The 25,123-nt window shown below is 70.4% G+C and carries 23 protein-coding genes; 11 read left to right on the plus strand and 12 right to left on the minus strand.

Going from position 1 to position 25,123, the window contains the following annotated elements; all coding sequences use genetic code 11:
- The first annotated feature begins 124 nt into the window (after positions 1 to 124).
- Genes ABH927_RS08090 through ABH927_RS08105 form a run of 4 tightly spaced genes read left to right on the plus strand, consistent with a single transcriptional unit; the run spans position 125 to position 3,894 of the window.
- On the plus strand, positions 125 to 520 hold the full coding sequence (locus ABH927_RS08090) for a hypothetical protein (RefSeq protein WP_370019518.1): 396 nt from the start codon (positions 125 to 127) through the stop codon (positions 518 to 520).
- Positions 477 to 713, plus strand: a complete 237-nt coding sequence (locus ABH927_RS08095; RefSeq protein ID WP_370019519.1) for an acyl carrier protein — start codon at positions 477 to 479, stop codon at positions 711 to 713. The genes ABH927_RS08090 and ABH927_RS08095 overlap by 44 nt, the downstream gene beginning before the upstream one ends.
- Positions 710 to 1,996, plus strand: coding sequence for a condensation domain-containing protein (locus ABH927_RS08100; RefSeq protein WP_370019520.1), 1,287 nt, complete (start codon positions 710 to 712; stop codon positions 1,994 to 1,996). The genes ABH927_RS08095 and ABH927_RS08100 overlap by 4 nt, the downstream gene beginning before the upstream one ends.
- Entirely contained in the window at positions 1,993 to 3,894 is a 1,902-nt protein-coding gene (locus ABH927_RS08105; protein ID WP_370019522.1) for a N,N-dimethylformamidase beta subunit family domain-containing protein, read from the plus strand. Before ABH927_RS08100 ends, ABH927_RS08105 begins: the two co-directional genes overlap by 4 nt.
- 22 nt (positions 3,895 to 3,916) lie before the next feature.
- On the opposite strand, the gene ABH927_RS08110 is transcribed toward ABH927_RS08105, so the two are convergent.
- Positions 3,917 to 4,555: a M15 family metallopeptidase gene (locus ABH927_RS08110; protein ID WP_370019523.1), complete on the minus strand. Its 639-nt coding sequence runs from the start codon at positions 4,553 to 4,555 to the stop codon at positions 3,917 to 3,919.
- 16 nt (positions 4,556 to 4,571) lie between these two features.
- Positions 4,572 to 5,735, minus strand: a complete 1,164-nt coding sequence (locus ABH927_RS08115; protein WP_370019525.1) for an ROK family protein — start codon at positions 5,733 to 5,735, stop codon at positions 4,572 to 4,574.
- A gap of 163 nt (positions 5,736 to 5,898) precedes the next feature.
- On the opposite strand from ABH927_RS08115, the gene ABH927_RS08120 reads away from it, so the two are divergent.
- From ABH927_RS08120 to ABH927_RS08135, 4 genes are all read left to right on the plus strand, one after another.
- Positions 5,899 to 7,230, plus strand: a complete 1,332-nt coding sequence (locus ABH927_RS08120; RefSeq protein WP_370019526.1) for an extracellular solute-binding protein — start codon at positions 5,899 to 5,901, stop codon at positions 7,228 to 7,230.
- Positions 7,231 to 7,235: 5 nt separating this feature from the next.
- Positions 7,236 to 8,252 (plus strand): carbohydrate ABC transporter permease, encoded by a 1,017-nt coding sequence (locus tag ABH927_RS08125; RefSeq protein WP_370019528.1) that lies wholly within the window; start codon positions 7,236 to 7,238, stop codon positions 8,250 to 8,252.
- Positions 8,249 to 9,100 (plus strand): carbohydrate ABC transporter permease, encoded by an 852-nt coding sequence (locus ABH927_RS08130; RefSeq protein WP_370019530.1) that lies wholly within the window; start codon positions 8,249 to 8,251, stop codon positions 9,098 to 9,100. The genes ABH927_RS08125 and ABH927_RS08130 overlap by 4 nt, the downstream gene beginning before the upstream one ends.
- A 97-nt stretch (positions 9,101 to 9,197) precedes the next feature.
- Positions 9,198 to 10,646 (plus strand): glycoside hydrolase family 3 protein, encoded by a 1,449-nt coding sequence (locus ABH927_RS08135; protein WP_370019532.1) that lies wholly within the window; start codon positions 9,198 to 9,200, stop codon positions 10,644 to 10,646.
- A gap of 11 nt (positions 10,647 to 10,657) precedes the next feature.
- On the opposite strand, the gene ABH927_RS08140 is transcribed toward ABH927_RS08135, so the two are convergent.
- Positions 10,658 to 11,836: an ROK family protein gene (locus ABH927_RS08140; RefSeq protein WP_370019534.1), complete on the minus strand. Its 1,179-nt coding sequence runs from the start codon at positions 11,834 to 11,836 to the stop codon at positions 10,658 to 10,660.
- Positions 11,837 to 12,114: 278 nt separating this feature from the next.
- Positions 12,115 to 13,596 carry a cryptochrome/photolyase family protein gene (locus tag ABH927_RS08145; RefSeq protein ID WP_370019536.1) on the minus strand — a complete coding sequence of 494 codons (1,482 nt, stop codon included), beginning with the start codon at positions 13,594 to 13,596 and terminating at the stop codon, positions 12,115 to 12,117.
- A gap of 95 nt (positions 13,597 to 13,691) precedes the next feature.
- On the opposite strand from ABH927_RS08145, the gene ABH927_RS08150 reads away from it, so the two are divergent.
- Complete coding sequence (locus ABH927_RS08150) at positions 13,692 to 14,156, plus strand: Rrf2 family transcriptional regulator (protein WP_370019538.1); 465 nt, start codon at positions 13,692 to 13,694, stop codon at positions 14,154 to 14,156.
- Positions 14,157 to 14,174: 18 nt separating this feature from the next.
- Positions 14,175 to 14,960 (plus strand): DNA-formamidopyrimidine glycosylase family protein, encoded by a 786-nt coding sequence (locus ABH927_RS08155; protein ID WP_370019540.1) that lies wholly within the window; start codon positions 14,175 to 14,177, stop codon positions 14,958 to 14,960.
- Here ABH927_RS08155 and ABH927_RS08160 read toward each other — a convergent pair whose 3' ends face one another.
- The 6 genes from ABH927_RS08160 to ABH927_RS08185 all read right to left on the minus strand — a co-directional run bounded on the left by ABH927_RS08160 (position 14,961) and on the right by ABH927_RS08185 (position 21,470).
- The gene (locus ABH927_RS08160) at positions 14,961 to 15,317 is read right to left on the minus strand and encodes a helix-turn-helix domain-containing protein (RefSeq protein WP_261585846.1); all 357 of its coding nucleotides are present in this window, start codon (positions 15,315 to 15,317) and stop codon (positions 14,961 to 14,963) included.
- 253 nt (positions 15,318 to 15,570) lie between these two features.
- Positions 15,571 to 16,065, minus strand: coding sequence for a CinA family protein (locus ABH927_RS08165; RefSeq protein ID WP_370019543.1), 495 nt, complete (start codon positions 16,063 to 16,065; stop codon positions 15,571 to 15,573).
- Entirely contained in the window at positions 16,062 to 16,706 is a 645-nt protein-coding gene (gene pgsA, locus ABH927_RS08170; RefSeq protein WP_370019545.1) for a CDP-diacylglycerol--glycerol-3-phosphate 3-phosphatidyltransferase, read from the minus strand. Before pgsA ends, ABH927_RS08165 begins: the two co-directional genes overlap by 4 nt.
- Positions 16,703 to 18,112 (minus strand): 30S ribosomal protein S12 methylthiotransferase RimO, encoded by a 1,410-nt coding sequence (gene rimO, locus ABH927_RS08175; protein ID WP_370019546.1) that lies wholly within the window; start codon positions 18,110 to 18,112, stop codon positions 16,703 to 16,705. The genes pgsA and rimO overlap by 4 nt, the downstream gene beginning before the upstream one ends.
- A gap of 29 nt (positions 18,113 to 18,141) precedes the next feature.
- Positions 18,142 to 18,870: a helix-turn-helix domain-containing protein gene (locus tag ABH927_RS08180; RefSeq protein ID WP_370019548.1), complete on the minus strand. Its 729-nt coding sequence runs from the start codon at positions 18,868 to 18,870 to the stop codon at positions 18,142 to 18,144.
- Positions 18,871 to 18,965: 95 nt separating this feature from the next.
- Positions 18,966 to 21,470 carry a DNA translocase FtsK gene (locus ABH927_RS08185; protein WP_370019549.1) on the minus strand — a complete coding sequence of 835 codons (2,505 nt, stop codon included), beginning with the start codon at positions 21,468 to 21,470 and terminating at the stop codon, positions 18,966 to 18,968.
- 136 nt (positions 21,471 to 21,606) lie between these two features.
- On the opposite strand from ABH927_RS08185, the gene ABH927_RS08190 reads away from it, so the two are divergent.
- A complete protein-coding gene (locus tag ABH927_RS08190; RefSeq protein ID WP_370019551.1) occupies positions 21,607 to 22,551 on the plus strand; it encodes a sugar kinase in 945 nt (314 codons plus the stop codon).
- Here ABH927_RS08190 and ABH927_RS08195 read toward each other — a convergent pair whose 3' ends face one another.
- Complete coding sequence (locus ABH927_RS08195; protein WP_370019553.1) at positions 22,552 to 24,222, minus strand: glycosyl hydrolase family 28-related protein; 1,671 nt, start codon at positions 24,220 to 24,222, stop codon at positions 22,552 to 22,554.
- A gap of 125 nt (positions 24,223 to 24,347) precedes the next feature.
- Complete coding sequence (locus tag ABH927_RS08200; protein WP_370019555.1) at positions 24,348 to 25,112, minus strand: IclR family transcriptional regulator; 765 nt, start codon at positions 25,110 to 25,112, stop codon at positions 24,348 to 24,350.
- Positions 25,113 to 25,123 lie beyond the last annotated feature (11 nt).

Here is a 25,123-nt window from a genome sequence, read left to right on the forward strand (position 1 = left end):
GAAGTGCCAGACTAGCGACGACCTCTAATTGCAAAGATTCTTTCCAGTTAGTCTTGCCGGGGCGCCTACCCCCGGCTATTTGGGCTGCATTCATCCGACCACTTGGGGGCTCGCGCCGGTGGAGATGCTTGCCATCTCAGAGATCCCGCTTTCCCTCGGACAGGAACGGCTCTGGTTCCTGCACGAGCTCGATCCCAGCGACGCGTCCCGGCTGCTGATCCGGGGCGGCGAGGGGTCGAGCTGGGAGTGGACCCGCGAGCTCGCCGCCGGCGTGGCCGGCGAGGTGTACATCGGCGGCGACCGGCCGGCCCGCGGCTACCTCGGCAGGCTCGGCGCGCGGCTGCCCGAATACATGATTCCCACACGCTACGTCTGGCTCGGCGAGCTGCCGCTGAAGGGGCACGGCAAGGTCGACCGCGCCGCCCTGCCCGAGACCCCCGGCGACCTCGTGGGTCTCCAGCACAGAAAGGTACGCAATGCTCAAGGAAAGACTGGCCGAGCTGGTGTCGGAGTCGTGTGACGGGCAGATCTCGGCGGCCGAGGTACTGGAGGCGTCGGTCCCGCTGTCCTACCTCGGCGTCACCTCCCTGGCCCAGATGCGGCTGATCGACGCGGTCGAGCGGGAGTACGACGTGGAGATCGACCTGGGCGGGGACGTCTCCTTCCTCGACAGCGTCGAGGGGCTGGCCGCCTGGGTGTCGGCGGCCCGGTGATCGCCTTCTCGGGCGCGCGGTCCGGCACGGCCCCGCTCACCTGGGGGCAGCGGGCGATCTGGGACACCATCCAGCGGACCGCGCCCGACGACCACTACTTCAACTTCGGCCGGGTGCTGGAGGTCCCGCGCGGCGCGCGGCCCGCCTCGGTCGCCCGCGCGGCGCGCGGGATCGGCCTGGTGGTGGAGCGGCACGAGTCCCTGCGCACGCTCGTCGGGCCGGGACCGTGCCAGGACCTGCGCGACCGCGGCGAGCTCCCGGTCCGGATCGTCGCGGACGCGGACCCCGCCGAGATCCTGGCCGAACTGACCGCGACCGCCTTCGCCTACGCGTCCGAATGGCCGCTCCGGGTCGCGCTCGTGACCCGCGGCGACGAGGTCACCCACGTGGTGCTCGCCTTCTGCCACCTGGCGTCCGACGGCCTCGGCGCGGAGGAGGTCGTCCGGGACCTCCGGTTGCTGCTCCTGCGCGGCAGGCTCACCCATGGTCTACACGGCGGCGCTCCCCCGCAGCCGTTCGACCTGGCCCTGTGGCAGGAGTCGCCCGCCGGACGGCGGCAGGCGGGGAGCGCCGCGTCCTACTGGGAGCGCGAGCACCGCAGGATGCCGCCCACGATGTTCCACGTGTCGTCGGGCGGGGGCGAGCTGCCGCCGATCTGGCGGGGCACGCTCAACTCCCCGGCGATCGACCTCGCCGCCCAGCGCCTCGCCGTACGGCACGGCATGAGCACCTCGACGGTGCTGCTCACAGCGGTGAGCGCGCTGGTCGCGGAGGTCACCGGTCACGAGACCGTGGCCGTGCTGCCGATCGTGAGCAACCGCTTCCGCGCCGACACCCGCACCGCGGTGACCACCCTGTCGCAGGAGGGGCTGTTCGTCCTCGACGTGGAGAAGTCCCGGTTCGCCGATCTGCTGTCCGCCGCCCGTCCGGCGGTGCTGCGCGCCTACCGGAGCGCCTACCACGACCCGGCCGACCGGGAGCGGATCGTCGCCGAGACCAGCCGGGACCGCGGCACGCCGATCCATCCATACTGCTGCTTCAACGACATGCGCTTCACCGAGCAGGCCGTCTACCGCGACGAGGCGCTGATCCGGCGGGCGCTGCCGGAGTCGTCGCTGACCTGGCCGCTCAGCCAGGAGCAGCTCAACTGCCGGTTCTGCGTGCACCTGTCGGGCGCGATGCAGGTCTCGCTCACCGCCGACACCCGCTGGCTGTCCAAGCAGGACATCGAACGGTTCCTGTTCGGGCTGGAGAGGCTGCTCGTCGAGGCGGCCCTCCGATGACCTCTCCGGCAACTCCTCCGACGACTGGGGTGAGCGCCCACGCCACCGCGACCTCGTGCGCGCAGGGCGAGGCGCTGGAGTTCCGCCTGGAAGGGGCCGGCCCGGCCGGTGTCGCCGTGCACGACGCCACGAACGACAGACTGATGCTCACGGCGTCCGTGCGCGGGCCGTCGTGGGTCCTCGAGGTGCCGCCGGACTGGCCCAGCTCGCTCTACCGGGCGCGATTCGTCATCGGACCTCCCGAGCCCGACGTGCTCGTCTCTCGCACGTCGGGCGACCTTCCCGGTTCAGGCGCGTCTCCCGACAACGAGGTCTATTTCGTCGTACGGCAGGCCACGCCCGGCGAGACCTCCCCCATCCTGGTGTCCATCCCGTTCGCCACGTGGCAGGCGTACAACCGGGCGGGGATCCCCGGCGAGAGCGTCTACTGGAACGAGCAGCCCGACCGCGCGGCGCGCGTGACGTTCGACCGGCCCGGTGGCGGCCCGCCGCCCGAGCGGTGGGAGGACGGCATGCTCCGCTGGCTGGGCCCGGCCGGCTACGCGGTCGAATACTGCTCCGGGCTCGATCTCGACCTCGACCTCCTGTCCGCCTACCGGCTGCTGATCGTCAACGGGCACGACGAGTACTGGTCGGCCCAGATGCGCGACGCGTGCGAGGAGTTCGTCCGGCGCGGCGGGAACATCGCGTTCTTCGCCGGCAACACCTGCTGGTGGCAGATCCGGATGGAGGGGCGGACCATGGTCTGCCACCGTGATCCGGCGACCGACCCGGTGGAGGACCCGAGCCTGACGACCGTCGAGTGGTCGAGCGCGCCGGTCTCCCGCCCGGAGAACTCGCTGACCGGCGTGAGCTTCCGCAACGGCGCGGGCATCTGGGGGCCGGACATGGCGCTGATGCGTGAGGAGTCCTACACCGCGAGGTTCGCCGGGCACTGGGTGTTTGAGGGCACGGGGCTGACCGACGGGGACAAGTTCGGCCAGGGCGCGCTCGGCTACGAGACCGACGCGGCGGAGTTCACCGAGGTCCTGGGCGTGCCCCGGGTCACCTGCCGGGACGGCACACCGCCGTCTTTCGTCATGCTGGCGACGGCCGACCTGCGGCACTGGAGCTCCGGCGGCCAGGGCGGCTGGGCGACGATGGGCGTCTTCACCTCCGGCCGGGGCACGGTCTTCAACGCCGCCACGATCAACTGGGGCAACACCCTCCACGACCCGGTCGTCGAGCGGATCACGAGGAACGTGATCGACCGGCTGTCCCGGCCCGCCGTACCGGCCTGGGAGGTGATCGGCCCGGTCAGCGACCTGCGCGCCCTCGCGGCGTGCGGACCGGACCTGTACGCGGTGAGCCCCGACGGCACCCTGCTCACCCGGGAGCTGTGCGGGCAGAACCTGCGGTGGCTCCCGATCGGCTCGGCGGGCGGCGTGCTGTGCCTCGACTGCCCTCGTGAGGCCGCGGGCGCCGTCGCCGCCGGTCTGTACGGTGTGACCGCCCGCGGCGTGCTCCGCTACCGCGAGGCGCGCCCGGAGCCGGCGGACTGGATCGACGTGGGGCGCGTCCCGCCGGGGACGACGGCCCTGGGGGTGAGCGACTGCACCTTCTTCGCCGCGACCTCCGCCGGCCGCCTATGGGCCGTGACCTTCATGGAGATGGGCGGGTCGCCGCCCTGGCGTGACGTGGGCGACTCAGGCGGAGCCGTCTGCCTCAGCGGGAGCAACGGACGGCTCTACGCCGTCGGGGACGACCACCGGGTCCGGACCCGGCTGCCGGTGAACGGCCCGGCGGGATGGTCGGACCTCTGCGAGGCGCCGGACGCCGCCGTGCTGGCCGCCCACGCGGGCCGCCTGGTGACGGCGGGCGGCGGGCAGCCCCTGCGATGGCGGACCATCAAAGGCTGACGGGCGTGGACCGTGACCGGCGTCAGAGCGTGACCGGGCCGTAGATGGCGGCGCGGGCCCGGCGGGTCATGGCCCAGTAGCGGTCGCCGTAGGACCAGTGCCACCACTCGGTGGGGTAGTTGACGAGGCCCGCGGCCTCCAGGGCGACGCCGAGGACCTTGCGGTTCTGCCGGGCGTCCGCGCTGATGTTGGGCGCGGCGGTGTAGCAGGCGCCGTCGCTCTGCTCGGGGTTGTCGTTGACGGCCGTGCCCATGTCGAGCTCCGTGCCGTCGTCGTCACAGAGGGTGAGATCCACGGCCGCTCCGGCCGTGTGGGGGGCCACCTCGACCGGAGAGACGTACCGGCTGGCCGCGCTGTGCAACTCCGCGGCCGACATGTCCGGATGCAGCGCGCCCAACTCGGCCCTGTACTCCTCGAAGTACCGGGTCTGCAGGGAGATCGGCCGGTAGCCCTCGACCACGACGATGTGGCACCCGCCGGGAAGGCGGCTCTGTGCGTCCTCCAGCCGGGCCAGCACGCCTTCCCGCAGGTGGGCGTAGGCCCCTTCGGGGTCGGCGAGCCGTCCGTCGAGCCGGAGCCGCCCCCGGACGTCGCACAGAGGCTCCCCGCACTCCTCGACGGGAATCGAGGTCACGCGGGGATCGGAGATCAGAATGGGCATGGAAAGCAACCTACCGTCACACAGTGTCCGAGAAGACCTCTTCGCGGGCCCACTCCAGCGCCGCGACGACGGCGCCCCGGAGCACCGGGTTGCCCTCGACCTGGGTGCACGCGACGGCCGGCCGACTGGGGCACAGCCGCGCGACACACTCCTCGACGCGGGCGGCGAGCTCGTGTCCTCCGGCCCGGCCGACGTCGCCGCTGAGGACGACGAGGGTCGGGTCGAGCACGACGGACACCGCGGCGACGCCGACGGCGAGCCGTCCGGCCAGCTCGTCGATGAAGGCCCAGTTGCCGGTGGCGAGAGCCGTACGGACCAGGGCGGCCACGCCGTCGTCCCGGCTCACGCCGTGGGCCGCGGCGAGGCCGGCGAGCGCCTCTCCGCCGATGAGGCGCTGGAACGAGCCGGACTGCGGCGCGGTCACGTCGGTCGGGAGCGGCTCCCCGGGGACGGGCAGCCAGCCGATCTCGCCCGCGCCGCCGGTGATGCCGCGATGCAGGCGGCCGCCCAGCATGACGCCGAGGCCCTGGCCGACGCCCGCCCACAGGATGGCGAAGTCGTCCACGTCCTCGGCCGCGCCGTACGCCTGCTCGGCGAGGGCGGCCAGGTTGACGTCGTTCTCTATGATCACCGGCTTGCCGAGGAGGGCCCACAGGCCCCCGAGGATCCCCACGTGCCAGGCAGGCAGGTCGAAGGAATAGCGGACATCGCCGGTCGAGGGGTCCACGACGCCGCGGGTGCCGATGACGAGGCAGCGGAGCTGGGAGAGCTCGACGCCGGCCGTCTCGCACGCCCGGAGGACGGCGCCGTGCACCATCTTCACCGGGTCGCCCGCGTCCGTGGGATCGACCGTTATCTCGGCGACGATCGTCCCGGTGATGTCGGCCACGCCCGCGGTGACACTGTCCGGCAGGACCTCCAGGCCCGCGACGTAGGCGCTCGCCGGATTCACTCCGTAAAGGGCGGCGTTGGGGCCGCGACCTCCCGGCCGCTCTCCGGCCGCCGTCACGAGGCCGCGGGTCTCCAGCCTCGACAGGAGCTGGCCGGAGGTGACCTTCGAAAGCCCGGTGAGCTCTCCCAGCTCGGCCCTGGTCAGGGGGCCTTTCGAGAGGAGCAGTTCCAGCGCCGCCCGGTCGTTGAGCTGGCGTAGAAGCCGAGGCGTACCCGGTCGTAGAGCCACTGCCTGGCTCCCCTCTCGTCACGATCCGCTAACACAGGTTTTTTTTAAGAAAGTTTCTTGTTAGTTTAGCCGCAGCCACTCCGGAGGCAAGCGATCAAGAGGAGAGCGGCCCGCCGACTCCCCCAAATATGCGCATCCCGGACGCGAAAGGGAGAAACCCAACGTGAAAATCGCGAAGATCGCGGCGGCAACTACTGCGACCGCTGCCCTGGCCCTCGGTCTCGCCGCCTGCGGAAGCGGCGACTCCACGGACACCAAGCCGACCGCCGCCGCGTCAGCGGCCACCGGCCCGAAGTTCGCCGGCCAGACTCTCACCGTCTGGCGCCTCGGTGCTCCCACCGACGTCTTCCAGAAGTACATGGACGACCTGGGCGCCAAGTTCAAGGAGAAGACGGGCGCCGACGCCAAGGTCCAGTGGATCCCCTGGCCCGACGCGCAGAAGAAGTGGACCGCCGCGCTCGCCGGCGGTGAAGGCCCCGACGTCACCGAGTTCGGCAACGACCAGGTCTCCGCCTGGGTGCAGCAGGACGCGCTGTCCGACATCACGGACGTGGTGAAGAACGACCCCGAGCTCCAGCAGATCCCGCAGAACCTGTGGAGCTACGAGACGATCGACGGCAAGGTCTACGCGGCTCCCTGGGGCGGCGGCACCCGCGCCGTCCTCTACCGCAAGGACTGGTTCGACAAGCTCGGCATCGCCGCGCCCAAGACCTGGGACGAGCTCGTCGCCGCGGCCAAGAAGATCGTGGCCAAGCAGGGCAAGGACGTCGACGGCTTCGCCTTCAACGGCGGTTCCGACGCGAACATGTCCCTGTCGCCGTTCGTCTGGTCCGCCGGTGGCGACTTCGCCGCCTTCGAGGGCGGCAAGTGGGTCGGCAAGCTCACCGACCCGGCCTTCAAGGAGGGCTTCCAGTTCTACACGGACCTGGTCGCCAAGGACGGCGTCTCCGGCAAGGGCCGCCTGACGCAGAACTCCGTGGACATCGCCCAGCGCTTCGCCGCCGGCAAGGTCGGCATGTACGTCACGGGCGGCTGGGACATCGCGTCCATCAAGGAGCAGAGCAAGGGCAAGGTCGACGAGTCGAAGATGGCCTTCTTCTCGCTCCCGGCCAAGGACGGCAGCGGCCCGGCTCCGGCCTTCCAGGGCGGCAACGACATCGCCATCTGGAAGGACACCAAGAAAGCCGAGCTCGCCACCGAGTACCTGAAGCTCGCCGCGGGCAAGGAGTTCGGCGTCCGGTACGCCAAGGAGGGCGGCCTGCTCCCGCTCTACCCGGACGCGCTCGAGGAGATGGGCAACGACGCCGCGCAGAAGCCGTTCACGGACACCTTCAAGGTGGCCAAGGGCTTCCCGGCCAGCCCGAACTGGGCCGAGGCCAACGACACCAAGGCGGTGCTGCAGAACGCGGCCCGCGCGGTGATCGACGGCAAGAAGACCGTCGACCAGGCTCTGGCGGACGCCAACACCGAGCTTGAGACGATCCTCAACCAGTAGGGATCATGACCCAGACGTCAACCATCGCGCGGGGCGGAGGCAACCCCTCCGCCCCGTCGCGGCGGCGCAAAGGAGTGCCGCCGCGCGGATCCGGCCTGCCCGACTGGGTGGTGCCCTATGTCCTGCTCCTGCCCGGCCTGCTGATCATCGGGGCTCTGCTGCTCTACCCGCTGTACCAGATGGTCGACATGTCCTTCCACAAGGTGGGGCTCCGGCAGATCAAGGTCACGAACCCCCAGCCCGCCGAGTTCCTGGGGCTGGAGAACTACCAGAAGATCTTCGAGTCGGACCTGTTCTGGTCGTCGCTGCGCAACACGGTGGTCTTCGCGGTCGTCACCGTGGCGCTGACGCTCATCCTCGGGACCCTCGTCGGCCTCCTGCTCAACAAACTCGGCAAGAAGATGTCGACCTTCGTCATCATCGGCATCATGGCGGCGTGGGCGACGCCGCCCACCGCGCGGGCCATCATCTGGAAGTGGCTGTTCGACTCCTCCTCGGGCATCGTCAACTGGGCGCTGAATCTGCTCCCCGACTGGCTGTCCAGCCTGGTCTTCGGACGGTCGGACTGGAGCGAGCACCCCTGGTTCAACGACACCTTCACGCTCTACCTCGTGCTGACCATCGCGGTGGTGTGGGCGTCGTTCCCGTTCATCGCGGTGTCGGTCCTCGCCGGGCTCAAGAGCATCTCCGCCGAGCTGTACGAGGCGGCGAAGATGGACGGCTCGACCGGATTCACCACGTTCAGGAAGGTCACCTTCCCGCTGCTGAAGCCGGTGTTCTCGGTTCTGACCGTGCTGTCCATCATCTGGGACTTCAAGGTCTTCACCGAGCTCTACCTGCTGAACGGCGGCACGGTCAACCGTGACGCTTTCAACCTCTCGCTGTGGAGCTACGCCGAGGCGTTCAGCAGTCCCCCGAAGATGGGTCTGGGCGCCGCCATCGCGGTCGTGCTGACGGCCATCCTGATGGTCATCACCTTCGTGTACGTCCGCCAGATCGTGAAGACGGAGGACGTCCGATGAACCCGCTCGCCCGCAAGAAGCTCAGTCAGGCCGCACTGAACGCGGCCGGGGTCGCGGTGTTCCTGTTCGCGGTCTTCCCCGTCTACTGGATGGTGGCCACGGCGTTCAAGCCGAACGACCAGATCTTCACCACCAGCTTCATCCCGTTCCCGAGCCCGCCCTCGCTGGACCACGTCTCGCGGGTCCTCACCAAGGGCGTCGCCGGGCATTCCGTCTGGCTCTACCTCTCCAACAGCGCGATCGTGGCGCTCAGCGCCGTCGTGATCGGCGCCGTCTTCGCCCTGCTCGCGGCGACCGCGGTGGCACGGTTCCGGTTCCGGTTCCGCACCTCGTTCCTTATCCTGCTGCTGATCGTGCAGATGGTTCCGGCCGAGGCACTGCTGATCCCGCTGTTCACCATGGTCAGGCGGCTCGGCATGTACGACCAGCTCGTCGGCCTCGTCGTGATCAACGTCGGCCTGACCCTGCCCTTCTCCGTCTGGATGCTGCGCACGTTCGTCGCCGCGGTGCCGAAGGAGCTGGAGGAGGCGTCCTGGATCGACGGCGCCAGCCGGTTCACGACCTTCTGGAAGGTCCTGTTCCCGCTGGTCGCTCCCGGACTGGTGGCCACGAGCATCTTCTCGTTCATCACCACCTGGAACGAGTTCGTCTACGCCCTCACGCTGATCGGTGACCAGGGCAAGTACACCATGCCGATCGCGTTGCAGTTCTTCGTCGGCCAACGGTCGACCGACTGGGGCGGGATCATGGCCGCCTCGACTCTGATGACCATCCCGGTCCTCATTTTCTTCCTGCTTGTCCAGCGGCGCATGGTCTCCGGCCTGGTCGCAGGCGCAGTAAAGGGATAATCCCTCTCCGGGCACCGGTGCGGCCGCCGCCCCACGAGGGCGTGGCCGTGCCGGTCGTGCCCGCGACCCCATACCAACACCTCTAGGTAAGGACAGCATGTCTGCCTTTTCCCGCGTGCCCAGCGAGCTGCATCGTCTCGCGGCCGGCACGCTACTCGTGGCCTTCCAGGGCACGACCGCCCCCGACTGGGTTCTGCGAGGTCTGGAGGGCGGCCTCGGTGGCGTCACCCTCTTCGGCTTCAACGTGCGCGGCGCGGATCAGCTCGCGGCCCTCACCGGAGAGCTGAACGGCGCGGGCCGTCCCGTCATCTCGCTCGACGAGGAGGGCGGCGACGTCACCCGGCTGGCCTACCACACCGGGAGCCCCTACCCGGGGAACGCGGCGCTGGGAGCCGTCGACGACGTGGACCTCACCGAGCGGGTCTACCGCTCCATCGGCTCCGACCTGGCGCGCTGCGGAGTGAACCTCGACATGGGGCCGGTCGCCGACGTCAACACCGCCGACGACAACCCGGTCATCGGCACCCGGTCGTTCGGCTCCTCCACGGAGCTGGTCGCCCGGCACACGGTCGCCGCCATCCGCGGCCTGCAGTCCCTGAGGGTCGCCGCCTGCGTCAAGCACTTCCCCGGCCACGGCGCCACCCGGCAGGACTCCCACCTGGAGATCCCGCTCGTGGACGCGTCGAGGGAGCTGCTGTGGGAGCGGGAGCTGGTCCCGTTCCGCGCGGCCATCGACGCGGGCACCAAGTCGATCATGACAGCCCATGTGGCCGTCCCGCACCTGACCGGAACGGCTCCCGCCACGCTCAGCAGCGAGGCGCTGACGACCCTGCTGCGCCAGGAGATGGGCTACGACGGCGTCGTGGTCACCGACGCCCTGGACATGCACGCGATCACCAAGAGCGTCGGCCTCGGCGGCGGCGCCGTACGCTCCCTGGCCGCGGGATCCGACCTGCTCTGCCTCGGGCCGCTTCCCACGCCGGACGAGATCGAGCGGATGCTGGCCGAGATCGTCGACGCCGCCGAGTCCGGCTGGCTGCCGGTCTCGCGGCTGGAGGAGGCCAACGAGCGTGTGGCGAGCCTTCGGGAGTGGTTCGCCTCACCCCGCCCGGACACGGCCGAGAACAACGTCATCGGCCTCGACGCGGCCCGCCGCGCCGTCTCGCTCTCGGGCTCGGCGTCGCCCCTGGTCGACCCCTTCGTGATCGAGGTCGACACGCCGCCGACCATCGCCGTCGGCGACGTGCCCTGGGGTGTCGCGCCCTGGCTGCCCGAGGCCGAGATCGTCCGGGTCAAGCCTGACGAGGCCGACCCCGCCGCGCTGCTGGAGCGCGCGACCGGCCGCTCGCTGATCATCGTCGTCAAGGACGCCCATCGGTACCCGCAGAGCCAGGGGTTCGTCTCCGCGCTGCTCGGGGCCCGCTCCGACGCGATCGTGGTCGAGATGGGCCTGCCGATCTGGCGCCCCAAGGCCGCCGCCTACATCGCGACGTACGGCGCGGCCCGCGCCAACGCCCAGGCGGCCGTCGAGCTGCTGACCGCCTAGGCGGAAACGGCCTACGAAACGAAGATCTCCTCGCGGGCCTGTTCGAGCGCGGCGAGGACGGCGCCCCGGAGCACGGGGTTGCCGTCCACCTCGCTCGTGACCACCTGGGGGCGGATGGGGCAGATCCGGGCGACCGCCTCCTCCACCCGGGTGGTCAGGCTCGCGCCCCCCGCGAGGCCGATCTCGCCGGCCAGCACCACGAGACCCGGGTCGAGCACCACGCACACCGACGCGACGCCCAGGGCGAGCCGGGAGGCGATCTCGTCCAGCATCAGGTCGCCGTCCGTCCCCGCGGACACGGCCGCGGTCACCCGGTCGGCCGCGCCGCCCTCGCCGAAGCCGTACTCCTCGGCGAGCTCGGTCACCGCCTCGGCGCTGATGAGGGACTGGAGACCGCCGGCGAGCGACGGCAACCGCCCAGGCGTCGCCTTGACGTCCTCGGCCAGCGGGACGCCGGGAACCGGCAGATAGCCGATCTCGCCCGCGCTGCCGGAGCGGCCACGGTGGAGCCGCCCGCCGAGCACGACCGCCAGGCCGATGCCCCGGCCGACCCACAGGAGGACGAAGTCGTCGACCTCCTGAGCGGCGCCCTTGGCCCGCTCGGCGATCGCGACCAGGTTCACGTCGTTCTCGATCGTCACATCACGGCGTAGGTCCCTGGCGAGCGCCTCGTGGATGCCCTCGTGCCAGTGCGGCAGGTCGAAGGAGAACCGCACGTCGCCGGTGCGCGGGTCCACGACGCCGGGCGTGCCGATCACGACCCCACGCAGCCGCGACAGCGCCACCTTGGCCGACCGGCAGGCCTTCACGACCGCGTTGTGGACGATCGACACCGGGTCGTCGTGGCCGTTCGGCGAGGCCGTGACCTCGGCGACCACGTCGCCGTTGATGTCGGCGATCGCCGCGGTGACCGAGTCGGGGCCCACGTCCAGCCCGGCGACGTACGCGCATGACGGGATGACGCCGTAGAGGGCGGCGTTGGGTCCGCGGTTCCCGGCCTGCTCACCGACGACCTCGACCAGGCCGCGCTCTTCGAGGCGGGCCAGCGTCTGGGATGCGGTGACCTTGGACAGCCCTGTCAGCTCGCCGATCTGGCCCCGCGTCAGCGGTCCCGAGGTCAGCAGCAGCTCCAGGGCGGCCCGGTCGTTGATCTCCCGGAGCAGCCTGGGCACACCAGGTCGTCGCTCCATGCTCCTGCTTTCTATGGTGGCCCCCGTCGCGCTCAAACAATCTGCGCTGGCAAATCGTCAACAAAGTTTCCTGCAAGCTTAGCGAGCGAACAAGCATGTGGAACGCTGTGGACCGGCTCTTCATGCCTCTCTGACCAGACACGAGGAAGGCTCATGTGGAAGAAGCACCGGGCCTTGGTTTTAGGCGTGCCGTATTCGATGCGTTAAGAGTTTTCCTACCCTCTCTCATCACGTTGTACGGCAGAGCGGGCGAGACGCCACCGGAGCGGATGGGAAGGTCAGGGTGGCGCGTCCCCCCGGGCGGCCTCGTGCTCGCGCACCTCGTCGATGTCGGCCAGCTTGCGCATGCCGTACACGCTGCGGGCCATGCGAGGGTTGGCCGCCAGCCGGTCCTCATTGCGCGCGATGAACGACCAGTAGCCCGTGGTATACGGGCAGGCGTCGTCTCCGGTCCGCCGGTTGGGGCGGTAGCGGCACTCCCCGCAGAAGTCGCTCATCCGGTTGATGTAGGCGCCGCCGGCGGCGTACGGCTTGGTGGCGAGCACGCCGCCGTCGGCGTGCTGCGACATGCCGACGACGTTGGGCGTCATCACCCAGTCGTAGCCGTCGACGAAACAGCGGTGGAACCAGTCGCTGAGCTGACGCGGGTCGAACCCGCGCTGGAGCGCGTAGTTGCCCAGCACCATCAGGCGGACGATGTGGTGGGTGAACCCGTGGTCGCGGACCTGCGCGAGCGCCCACGACAGGCAGCGGGCCTCCACCGCGTCGGCGTCGAGCTCCGCGAACCACTCGGGCAGCGGGGTGTGGGCGGCCAGCAGGTTCTCGTCACGGTAGTCCGGCCCGAGGTGCCAGTAGAGGTGCCAGATGTAGTCACGCCAGCCGATGAGCTGCCGCACGTAGCCCTCGACGCCGGCCAGCGGCGCCCTGCCCCGCCTGTAGGCCGTCTCGGCCGCCCGGACGCACTCCATCGGGTCGAGCAGACCCAGGTTGAGCGCGGGCGACAGCATGCTGTGGGCCATCACCCCGTCGCTGGAGAGCATGGCGTCCTGGTAGGGCCCGAAGGCCGCCAGCCGGTGGGCGACGAAGTGCGCCAGCGCCTCGGCCGCCTCGGCCAGGGTGGCGGGGAAGGCGCGCGGCGCGTCCCGGCCGACGAAGGACACCTCGCCGTCGCGTTCCCAGCGGTCGAGGTCGCGGCGCACCTCCGCGTCGATCTCGTCCTCCTGCGGGCACCATGGCCCGGGGATGCCCAGGCCGTGCGGCGGCGGAGGCTCCCGGTTGTCGGCGTCGAAGTTCCACCGCCCGCCCACGGGTTCGTCGCCCTCCATCAGCACGTCGAGCCGCCGCCGGGCGTCGCGGTAGAAGTCCTCCATGAGCAGTCTGTGGCGGCCGCGCCCGGCCGCCCAGGCGGCGAAGTCCTCCTGGGGTGTGGTGAAACCCCGCGCGGGCAGGACGGCCACCCGCTCCAGGCCGGAGACGAAGGCGAGCGCCGCATGGCTGGTCGGCTGGCAGACGCTCAGCTCGCCCTTGACCCGGTCGAGCGCCTCGCCGTACGTATGGGTTCTGGCGAAGACGGCCCGGTCGCCGAGCTCGGCGGCGCGGTGGCGGAGGGCGGAGAGCACCAGGTGGGCCTTCTGCCGGTGGAAGCGCCTTCTCCGCAGCACCGACCGGGCCTCGACCAGCAGCACCGGCTGGTCGAGAGAGTCCAGGAAGTGGTCCCCGAGCTGGTCGGCGAACAGCCATCGCCTGGTCGCTTTCCCCATACTTCAGGCTACGACCGTGCCGGTTGACGATATTGATGGGGCCACTTGTCAGGTTGCCGTCTAACCAGTGCCAACCAGGCGGGATAATCGACTACATGCGACTTTCTGCCCGTGTCGACTACGCACTCCGTGCCGCCGCCGAGCTCGCCGCCGCGGGCGAGGGACCCACCACGGTGGGCGAGCTGGCCAAGGGGCAGGAGATGCCCCCCAAGTACCTGGAGAACATCCTGCTCCAGATGCGCCGCGCCGGCCTGGTCCGTGGCCAGCGAGGCCCCGAGGGGGGCTACGTCCTGGCCCGCCCGGCCAGCCAGATCTCCCTGGCCGACGTGATCCGCGCGGTGGACGGCCCGCTGGCCAACGTCCGCGGGGAGCGTCCCGAGCATGTCGGCTACCTCGGCGCCGCCCAGGCCCTCCAGCAGGTGTGGATCGCGCTGCGGGCCAGCGAGCGGGCGATCCTCGAAGCGGTCACGCTGGAGCAGATCGCCAAGGGCGAGCTGCCGCCGCGGGTGACCGAGCTGTCGTCCGACCCCTCCGCGTGGGACTCGCACACGCCGGTCTGACATGCCCGAAGGTGACGCATGCCCGAAGGTGACGCCGTCTACCGGACGGCGAAACGGCTCAGGGAGGCGCTCGACGGCCGGACGCTGACCCGGTCCGACTTCCGGGTGCCCCGGCACGCCACCGCCGACCTGCGCGGCCGGTCCGTCCTCACGACCGTCCCGCGCGGAAAGCACATCCTCACGCGGGTGGAGGGCGGCCTGACGGTCCACACCCATCTGCGGATGGACGGAAGCTGGCGGGTGTCCCCGGCCGGACGCCCGGCGCCCAGGGGCGACGTCGTCCGGCTGATCCTGGCCAACGCCCAATGGCAGGCCATGGGGATCAAGCTCGGAATGGTGGACCTGGTTCCCACGGACCGGGAGGACCGGGTCGTCGGCCATCTCGGGCCGGATCTGCTCGGGCCGGACTGGGACGCCGCGACAGCCGTACGGAACCTGCTGGAGGACCCCGGCCGCACGATCGGGGAGGCGCTCCTGGACCAGAGCGCCCTGGCGGGGATCGGCACGATCTGGCGGGCCGAGACGCTGTTCGGGGCTCGTCTGTGGCCGTGGCGCACGGTGGGGGCGATCCCACCCGGTGATCTGGAGTCGCTGGTGACGCTCGCGCAGGAGCTCATGGACGCGAGCAAGGACGCTCCGCTGCCCGTCACGACGGGCGACCTTCGACCGGGGCGCTCACTGTTCGTGTACGGCAGGGCACGCCGCCCTTGCCGTCGTTGCGGCAATCCGGTCAGCCGCGGAGAGATGGGCGCACAGCCGTACGAACGGCTGATCTACTGGTGCCCGGCGTGCCAGCCAGGCTGATCAAGCGGCGACCATGTCCTTGACTTCGGGGAAGCCACCGAAGTCCGGACCGGCCGGGACGGTCTCCGGAATGGGCAGCCGCTCGTGCTCCGGCACATCGGCCAGAACCGGGGCGGCCTGAAGCTCGGCGAGCGCGAACTGGTCGGACACCTCGCGCAGCACCTGGGAAAGCGGCACGCCGAGCGCGCCGCAGATCGAGGCGAGCAGCTCCGAGGACGCCTCCTTCTGACCGCGCTCCACCTCGGACAGGTAGCCGAGTGAGACACGGGCCAGAGTCGACACCTCGCGAAGGGTGCGATTCTGCCGCACCCTCAGCCGCCGCAGCACGTCACCGAGCAGCTGACGCAGCAGGATCATCTGTCGCTCCCTCCCCAGCGGGGGCGCCTTCACGACGCCTCGCGCGGTGGGCTCATTTCGCCCGTTCTTCGAACGCCCTTCGTACATACTCCTCGCCGTCATCATTGGTTCGCTCGGCCCCTTCGCCGGGCGTGCGCCTGACTTGCTCGTCGCCGATGGCTCACGGACCTCACTCACAGCTCCACCGTACCTGTAGAGAGCAACACCGCGGCAGACCGTGGTGAGCATGTTCGCTGGGGACGTAACGCGGTAATCACCCGGAATGTTCCCCCAAATTTGCCTCTAGCACACCTCTAAGCAGGTCCAAAGCCTCCGTACATGTCGTCTTTCTGATCGCGTCGCGGTCCCCGTTGAGGCGTACGTCCCGGTGCCAGACGCGCCCATCGGGGCCGCACAGGGCGATGTGGACCGTGCCCACCGGCTTGCCGTCCTGCGGGTCGGGACCGGCGACCCCGGTCACCGCGAGGCCGTAGTCGGACTTTGTGAGATCGCGCACTCCCCCGGCCATCGCCTCGGCCACGTCGGGATGGACCGCGCCCTCCTTGTCCAGCAGGTCACAGGGCACATCGAGCAGAGACGACTTGAGCTCGGTCGCGTACGCGATGACGCCGCCGCGGAAGGCCGCCGAGGCGCCCATGGGCCCCGTCAGCGTCGCGCCGATCAGCCCGCCGGTCAGCGACTCGGCCACGGACACCGTGGCGCCCTGCCGGACCAGCAGGGAGAGGATCTGCGCCGCCGTCCCCATCATTCGGCTCTCGCGCTCCTCGCCACCTGCCTGAGCCGGATCGCCCGGATCACGTAGTCGACGCCCGTGCCCAGGGTCACGGCCAGCGCCAGGCCCATGGCGACCCATCTCACCAGGCCCGGGATTCCAGGCACGATGTAGAGCGCGATGGCCACGATCTGCAGCACGGTCTTGACCTTGCCGCCGTAGCTCGCCGGGATGACGCCGTGCCGGATCACCATGAAGCGCAGCAGGGTCACCCCCGCCTCCCTGGCGATGATCGCGATGGTGACCCACCACGGGATCTCGCCGAGGATCGACAGGCTGACCAGCGCCGCGCCGATCAGCGCCTTGTCCGCGATCGGGTCGGCGATCTTCCCGAAGTCGGTGATCAGGGCGTACTTGCGGGCGAGCCAGCCGTCGAGCTGGTCGGTGAGGGACGCGAGGAGGAAGACCCCCAGGGCGGCGATCCGCCAGCCCGGCCCCTCGAAGAAGAGGAACACCGTGAAGACCGGCACGATGGCCAGCCGCGCGATGGTCAGCGCGTTCGCGATGTTCCAGGTGCTCACCCGCCGCGCGTCGACGACCGGCGGCGCGGGCGGTCCCGGCACCGTGTCCGGGGTGCTCGGCGGCGCGCCGACCGGTGGCTCGATGCGCTCCGTCATGCGCCTGCCTTGATGCGGGCGATCAGGTCAACCCCCTCGGAGTCGACGGCGACCGCCTGGACGATCTGCCCGGGGACCAGGCCGATCCCCTGCACGGTGACCGCGCCGTCCACCTCGGGGCCCTGGTGCGCCGCACGCCCCTCGTAGCCGCCGTCGCCCAGATCCTCCTCGATGAGCACCTCCAGGTCGGCGCCGATGCGCTCCTCGGCCCGCTGGGCCGTGAGCTCCTCGGCGAGCTCGGTGAGGACGGCGACCCGCTCGTCGATGGTCTCCTGGTCGAGCTTGCCGTCGAAGGAGAACGCCTCGGTGCCGTCCTCGTCGGAGTAGCCGAAGACGCCGACGACGTCGAGCCTGGCCTCCTCCAGGAAGCCCACCAGCTCGTCGAAGTGGTCCTGGGTCTCGCCGGGGAAGCCGACGATGAAATTGGACCGCACGCCCGCCTCGGGGGCCTTCTCGCGGATCTGCTCCAGCAGGTCGAGGAAGCGCCGGGGGTCGCCGAAGCGCCGCATGCGGCGCAGCACCGGGCCGCTCGCGTGCTGGAAGGACAGGTCGAAGTACGCCGCGACACCCTCGGTGGAGGCGATGACGTCGAGCAGGCCGGGGCGGAGCTCGGCCGGCTGGAGGTAGCTGACCCGGACCCGCTCGATGCCGTCGGTCCCGGCGAGCTGGGGCAGCAGCTTCTCCAGGGCCCTCAGGTCGCCGAGGTCCTTGCCGTAGGAGGTCGAGTTCTCGCTGACGAGCACGAGCTCCTTGACGCCCTCCTCCGCCAGCCAGCGCGCCTCGGCGAGCAGGTCCTCGGGGCTCCTGGAGACGTACGACCCTCGGAACGCCGGGATCGCGCAGAACGTGCAGCGGCGGTCGCAGCCGGACGCGAGCTTCAGCGAGGCCACCGGACCCCCGGTCAGCCGCTTCCTGAGCATTCTCGGGCCGCTGGCGGGCGCGACGCCGTCCGGCAGAGGCAGAGCGCCGTGGCCGGGGATGTGCGCCTGCGCGGCCGAACGGTTCACCGGGGTGATGGGCAGCAGCGTCCGGCGGTCGCGCGGCGCGTGCGGCGTCAGCGTCTTACCGGCCAGCACGTCGTCGAGACGCGCCCCGATGTCCGTGTAGTCGTCGAAGGAGATCACGGCGGCCTCGGGCAGCGCGTCGGCGAGCTGCTCGCCGTACCGCTCGGCCATGCAGCCCGCCGCGACGACCTTGGCACCGGAGTCGGCCGCCGCGAGCAGCGTGTCGATGGAGTCCTTCTTCGCCGAGTCGATGAATCCGCACGTGTTGACGACGACGACGTCCGGGTCGTCGTCGCCCATGCGCCAACCGGCGGCCTCCAGCCGGGCGGCCAGCTCCTCGGAGTCGACCTCGTTGCGGGCGCAGCCCAATGTGACCAGCGATACGGTGCGGCGAGAAGACATGATGAAACTACGGTATCGGCAGTTCGCGCCTAGCGGGCACTCGGGATGCCCGGCCCGAACGAGCGCTTCACCGTTTGGCCGTCTTTGCCCGGAGTTCCGAGGTCCTTCCCGTTGACCTCCAGCCGGACCGCTCCAGCGTCGCCGATGGTGACCCGCAGCCGCTCCTCGGCCGACCACGTGGAGCTCTTCCCCTGCTCCAGGGCGCCCTGGAAGAGCCGGTGGCCCTTGGCGTCCTTGACGTTGATCCAGGTCGGCTTGACCGCGAAGACCTTGAGCACGACGCGCTCCCGGGCGGCCGGGGCCGGCACCCCGGCGTGCTGCGCCGCCGCCCCCGGCGCGGCGACCCGCAACTCGGCCGCCTGGCCCTTCCCACCTGACCCGCCGAGGAGCCGTACGAGCACGAAGACCACGATGACTGCCAGCGCGACCGCCAAGGCCACCGTCCAGCCCGGGACGCGGCGCATGTGGTTGCCCCGGTGGGCGTCGTCAACCTTGAACACGGTGGCCGCCCGTACCGGCGGTGGAGCGCCGCCGTGGACCTCGTCGTACTCCCGGATGATGTCCTCGGGCTCCATCCCGAGGTAGGACGCTATGGCACGGATGTGGCCACGCGCGTAGAAGTCGCCGCCGCAGGCGGAGAAGTCGTCGCGCTCGATTCCGTGGATGATCGCTTCACGGATGTGCGTGCGGTTGCTCAGCTGACCCACCGTCAGCCTCGCCTGCTGCCGCGCTTCCGACAAAGCAGCGCCAACGCTCATATGGTCACGCCCCCCTGCCCGAGCCTGCGCTCGTCCCACGTTGCGTAGTTAGTCACATTCAATCAGTAGTTGACTACGCACCGTGCCTTGAGGGTCTACTGACCGCGCAAATCCGCCAATAGCCCTGGGAGATCGTCGGGCTTGACCAGCACCTCCCGCGCCTTGGAGCCCTCGCTCGGCCCCACGACGTTCCGGCTCTCCAGCAGGTCCATCAGCCGCCCCGCCTTGGCGAAGCCGACCCGGAGCTTGCGCTGGAGCATCGAGGTGGAGCCGAACTGCGTTGAGACGATCAGCTCGGCCGCCTGCACCAGCAGGTCGAGGTCGTCGCCGATCTCCTCGTCGATCTCCCGCTTCGCGGCGGCCGGGGCGGCCACGTCGTCGCGGTACTCCACCTGCATCTGGGCCTTGCAGTGCGTGACGAGGTCGGCGATCTCCTTCTCCGAGATGAACGCGTTCTGGAGCCGCATCGGCTTGCTCGCGCCCATCGGCAGGAACAGCGCGTCACCCTGGCCGACCAGCTTCTCCGCCCCCGGCTGGTCGAGGATGACCCGGGAGTCGGCCAGGGACGAGGTGGCGAAGGCCAGCCGGGACGGCACGTTCGCCTTGATCAGGCCGGTGACGACGTCGACGGACGGCCGCTGGGTGGCGATCACCAGGTGGATGCCGGCGGCGCGGGCGAGCTGCGTGATGCGGACGATCGAGTCCTCCACGTCGCGGGGAGCGACCATCATGAGGTCGGCCAGCTCGTCGACGATCACCAGCAGGTACGGGTAGGGCTGGTAGACCCGCTCGCTGCCCGGCGGCGGCACCAGCTTGCCCGCCCGGACGGCCTTGTTGAAGTCGTCCACGTGGCGGAAGCCGCTGGCCGCCAGGTCGTCGTACCGCCGGTCCATTTCACCCACGACCCATTCGAGGGCCTCGGCGGCCTTCTTCGGGTTGGTGATGATCGGCGTGATGAGGTGGGGGATGCCCTCGTAGGTGTTGAGCTCGACCCGCTTGGGGTCGACGAGCACCATCCGGACCTCGTCGGGCGTGGACCGCATGAGGATCGACGAGATCAGCCCGTTGATGCAGGTCGACTTGCCCGCGCCGGTCGCGCCCGCGATGAGGATGTGCGGCATCTTGGCGAGGTTGGCCACGATCGTGCGGCCTTCGACGTCCTTGCCCAGGCCCACGATCATCGGGTGGTGGTCGGCCTGCGCCACCTGGGAGCGAAGCACGTCGCCCAGCGACACGAGGTCCTTGTCCGTGTTCGGGATCTCCACCCCGATCGCCGACTTGCCGGGAATCGGCGACAAAATCCGGACGTCAGCGGATTTGACGGCATAAGCGATGTTCTTGGTGAGAGCCGTGACCTTCTCCACCTTGACCGCCGGGCCCAGCTCGATCTCGTAGCGGGTGACCGTCGGGCCACGGGTGAAGCCGATCACCTGGGCGTCGATGGCGAACTGCTCCAGCACGCTGGTCAGCGCGTTCACGACGACCGTGTTGGCCTTCGTCTGCGGCTTGGGCGCCGTGCCGGACCGCAGCAGCTTCGCGTCCGGCAGCGTGTACGGCCCGGCCTGCGGGGACAACACGAGCTGCTCGACCTTGCGCGGCGCGGGAGTGGGCAGCGGCGGCTGGAGCGGGGCCTTCGCCTCCTCCGGCTCCGGCAGGTCCGGCAGGGGCTCGTCGTCGGTCAGGCCGGGGACGATCTCGGGCGAGTGCTCCTTGAGCACCGGAGTGTCGTAGGGCTTGACGTTGTCGCCGACCTCGCGCTTGCCGTCCCCCGCCGGCTTCTTCGACCGCTTCTTCGGCGCGCCCTCCGGCTTCGGCTCGCCGCCCTCCTGGTGGAACAGCATGTGCTGGATCTCGGCCAGCCGCTCCGGGATGCGATGGACCGGGGTCGCCGTGATCACCAGCACGCCGAACCCGGAGAGCAGGAGCAGCAGCGGGATCGTGATGAAGGCGGGCAGGATGCTCGACGGCGGAGCCGACACGATGAAGCCGAGCATGCCGCCGGCCGCCGACACCTTGTCCATGCCGTCGTTCGGCCCGCCCGACGGGTACGGCGTGCCGTGCGCCACGTGGACGATGCCGAGGATGCCGGCGAGCAGCGCCGTCCACCCGATCCCCATCCGGCCGGTCTCGGCGTTCTGGTCGGGATGGCGCAGGAGCCTCCAGGCCAGCAGCGTGAGCAGGACCGGAACGCACCAGGTCAGCGACCCGACGGTGCCGCGCACGACCGCGTCGACCACCTGGGCGACGCCGGTCTTGGTGTCCCGCCAGGTCATCGTCGCCAGCACGATCGCGCCCGCCAGGACCGCGAGGCCCGCTCCGTCACGACGGTGCACCGGGTCGAGGTCACGTGCCCCCTGCCCGAGGGCCCGCGCCGCCGCCCCCATACCGTGGGCGAGTAGCAGCCAAAGGCCGATGACGAGCTTGCCGATCATCAGGAAGACCCAGCTGATCGGGTCCTGGCCGGTCGCCACCGGCCGCTTCGGCGCCGGCCGGGTGGCGCCCTTGCCGCGGGCCGCGGGACGCTTCGTGGTGCGCGGTGCCGGGCGCTTCCCTGGAGTCGGGCGCTTCCCTGAACCGGGTCCGGACGTACGGGTGGCCATGATGCCGAAGGTACCTGGGAGGCCGGGAGATATCGGGAAGACTCGCCGAAGCCGGTGCGTCTACACTCGTCGTTGCATACAGCGTGACGACATTTCATTACATAGAACGCATGAAGTGGACAAAGAGGGAGTGGTCGTGGACGTCGTGATTATGGGGGAGCCTCTGGTGGAGTTCTCCGCGGCGGCGGCCCTGGATGTGGCGGACGTCTTCGATCTCTCGTTCTCCGGCGACGCGCTCAACGCGTCCGTCGCCGCCGCCGCGACGGGCGCCCGAGTCGCCCTGGTGACCCGCGTGGGGGCCGACGAGTTCGGGGAGCGCCTGATCCGATTCGCCGCCGCCCGCGGCGTGCAGACCGGCTGGATGGCCAGAGGCGAGGGATCCACCGGGGCCTACGCCGTGGGCGCCGATCCCTCGGGCCAGCGGGCGTTCGCCTACATGCGCGCGGGAAGCGCCGCCTCCCGCATGGGCCCGGCCGACGTCGACCGCTCCCCCGTCTCCGAGGCCGGCGTCGTCCTGCTGTCCGGCATCACGGCCGCCCTCTCCGAGTCGTGCGCGCAAGCCGTACGGCACGCGGCGAAGGCGGCCACCGGGAAGGTCGTCTACGACCCGAACTTCCGCTCCCGGCTGACCACTCCCGAGGCCGCGCGCGCCGTCCTGGAGGCGGTGGCGCCGCACGCGGCCCTGCTCGTTCCCTCGTGCCCCGGGGACAGCGGACCCCTGTTCGGCACCGACGATCCCGAGCAGGTCATCCGCGCCTGCCTGGATCTGGGGGCGCGGGCGGTCGCGGTGACGCGGGGACCGGAGGGCGTGCTGCTCGCAACGGGGGACAGCACGCCCCAACCGGTCCCCGCGATCCCGGCCAAGGACATCGTCGACCAGACCGGCGCGGGGGACGCCTTCGCCGGCACGCTCGCCGGATGGCTGGCCCGCGACGGAGACCTGCTCCAGGCCGTCCAGGCCGGCACGGCCGCCGCCTCGATCTCTCTTCAGGGCCGGGGCGGGACGGGCCGCGTCGCCACCCCGGCGGAGATCTGCGCCCTACTCGGCGTGAACGGCCCGACCGCGGCGAGGAGACAGTGATCAGCACCAGCCCTTGCGGCGGGCCTTGCGCTGGGCCTGGTAAAGGTTGGGCGGCACCACTGAGGTGTCGCCGTAACTCTCCAGCCGGCTATTGAGCGGTCCGGCGAAGTCCGGCTTGTCGATCTGGCCGAAGTCGGTGACCTCGGAGATGCCGACGGTCGCCGAGTACGGCGCGACCCCGTCGATCTTGACGCCTCCGGCCCGCTGGTTGACCACGGTGACGTTCCAGTGCGTGAAGCGGGCGCCGTACAGCGGTCCCGCGTCGGCGCTGCCGCCGTGGGAGGCGTCGTTGTCGACGGTGATCTGCGTGCGCACGTTGCCGAACGGCAGGCCGCGGTGGGTATCGAACGTGCCGTTGTCCATGCGGCCGTTCGACCAGACGTTGCCGCTGGACAGGCCCTCGACGTTGATGCCGTGATGGTTGGCGCCCGCGGCGAGCGGCACGGTCGCCTCGTCGATGGCGAAGTCCTCGAAGAGGTTGTCGTGTGACTGCTCCCGGCAGGCGTGGGAATGGTGGCGCATCCGCCCGCCGACCCGTGTGCCGCGCACGGTCGTGTTCTTGGCGCACGTGAGGATGATCCCGTTGTCGCTGTTCTCCACGACCACGTCGTCGGCCCAGCAGTTCCACGCGCACTGGAACAGCAGGCCGTTGAACCCCTTGTCCTTGAGATGTTTCTGCTGCGGGACGAGTGGCAGCCGGATGGTGATCCCCTCGACGCCGGCCTCGTAGATCACCGGCCCGGTCGTGGTGAGCCGGGTCCGCCAGCCCGCCCGGATGTCCAGCGGCAGGGGCTGTTCGAGCTCGATCCTGTTGCCGCGGATCCGGGTGATGAGCACGGGCCAGACGTAGGGGCGGTAGGAGACCAGTTTGGTCTTGTCGGTCCAGACGTAGTCCGCCGTGCCGGGGACGTCACCGCACATGTGCTTGAGCAGGCCGTACTGGTCGTCGTCGTCGATCTTCAGGAGCACCCGCATCCCGCGCTGAAGACGGCAGGGATCGTCCACCGTCAGGGTGAAGTCGCCGCGCGAGGCGGTGGCGGTGACAGTGGCGAGGGTCTCGTCGCCGGTCCAGATCTCGGGAGCCCGCATCGTCGCCCGGATCTCGTCCACCAGCGCGCGGTAGCGGTCCCGGTGGCTCACCCAGACCAGGCCGCCGGTCCAGCTCCAGGCGGAGTCGTCGCGGGTGATCGGGCCGAACCGGCTGCGGTGGACGCCGATCACGTCCTCGAGATGCCGGGTCGGCTGGATGACGGTCTGCGAGTTCCCGGCCCCGCGCAGGACGACGCCGTCGTACCCGACGAGGATCACGTCGTCCGTGCGGTAGACGCCAGGTGGCAGCAGCACGGTGCCCCCACCCCTGCGGCCGACATCCTCGATGGCCCGGTTGATGGCGGGGGCGGCGTCCGCCGAGCCGTCGTTGGGCGCTCCGTAGCGGAGAACGTTCGCACGGACCGGCGGATGCGGCTTCTTCTCTCCCCCGCGGTAGCCCGCCCAGGCGATGTTCGGGATCTGCGGATGTCTGAAGGGCTCGCGGAGGAACTCCGCCCAGAGCGGGGACGTCTCAGTGCTCGCGCGGGCTTCGCGGGGGAAGCCACCGAGGATCGGAACCGAGACGGCGCCGATGGCGGCTGCGTGAAGGAAACGGCGGCGATCGAAGGAGCCTGCGGGCACGACCGGCCTCCTGTTCTATAGAGCCGAATGATGTTCCATGTAAAGGAACAACGAGCCCGCGATCTCGTCAAGCCCCCTCACGAAATCCACGCCCTCCTGGGTAACTGGCCGCGCCGGCGGCCCGATCACCCCCGCACGAGGGGACTCGACGCGCCGAGGGCGACGGAGACCTCCCGGGCCGCGGTGACGACCTCGGCGGCGAAGCCCTCCAGGTCGTCTCGGTCCATGTCCATCACCAGGGCCGAGATCGAGATCCCGCCGAGCACCCGGCCCGTGTGGTCGAACACGGGCGCGGCGACGCATCGCAGGCCCGGCACGTTCTCCTCGTCGTCGATGGCGTAACCCACCGCCCGGACCTCGGCCAGGTGCGCCACCAGCGCCTCCACGTCGATGATCGTGTTGGGCGTGAGCCGTACCAGCCCGGTGTGCCCGGCGATCTCGCGAACCTCCGCGTCCGGCAGCTCGGCCAGGATCGCCTTGCCGATCGCGGTGCTGTGGAGGCGCAGGCTCATCCCGACCCGCGAGGGCATCTGGTACGGCCTGCGGCCCTCCAGCTTCTCGACGTAGACAGCCTCGTCACCGTTGCGGATGGCGAAGTGGGTGGTGTAGCCCGTGCGCTCGTGGAGGGAGCGCAGCGCCGCCCCCGCCTGTCTGGCGGGGTCGAACCTGGTCATCACCCGCCCCGCGAGGGTGAGGATGCGCGGGCCGGGCTCGTAACCACCGCTGCCGTCGGCCCGCACGAAGCCCCACTCCACCAGGGACTGCAGGATCCGGTGGACGGTGGACTTGGACACCCCGGTCGCCGCCGCGATGTCCGTGACGCGGTGGTGGTCGGCGATCGCCTCCAGCACCGCGAGTGCCTTGTCAATGGAACTTCCTTCGCGGACCACGTATGGGAGCC

It is taken from the genome of Planotetraspora sp. GP83 (assembly GCF_041262585.1).
Lineage (GTDB): Bacteria > Actinomycetota > Actinomycetes > Streptosporangiales > Streptosporangiaceae > JAOEGB01.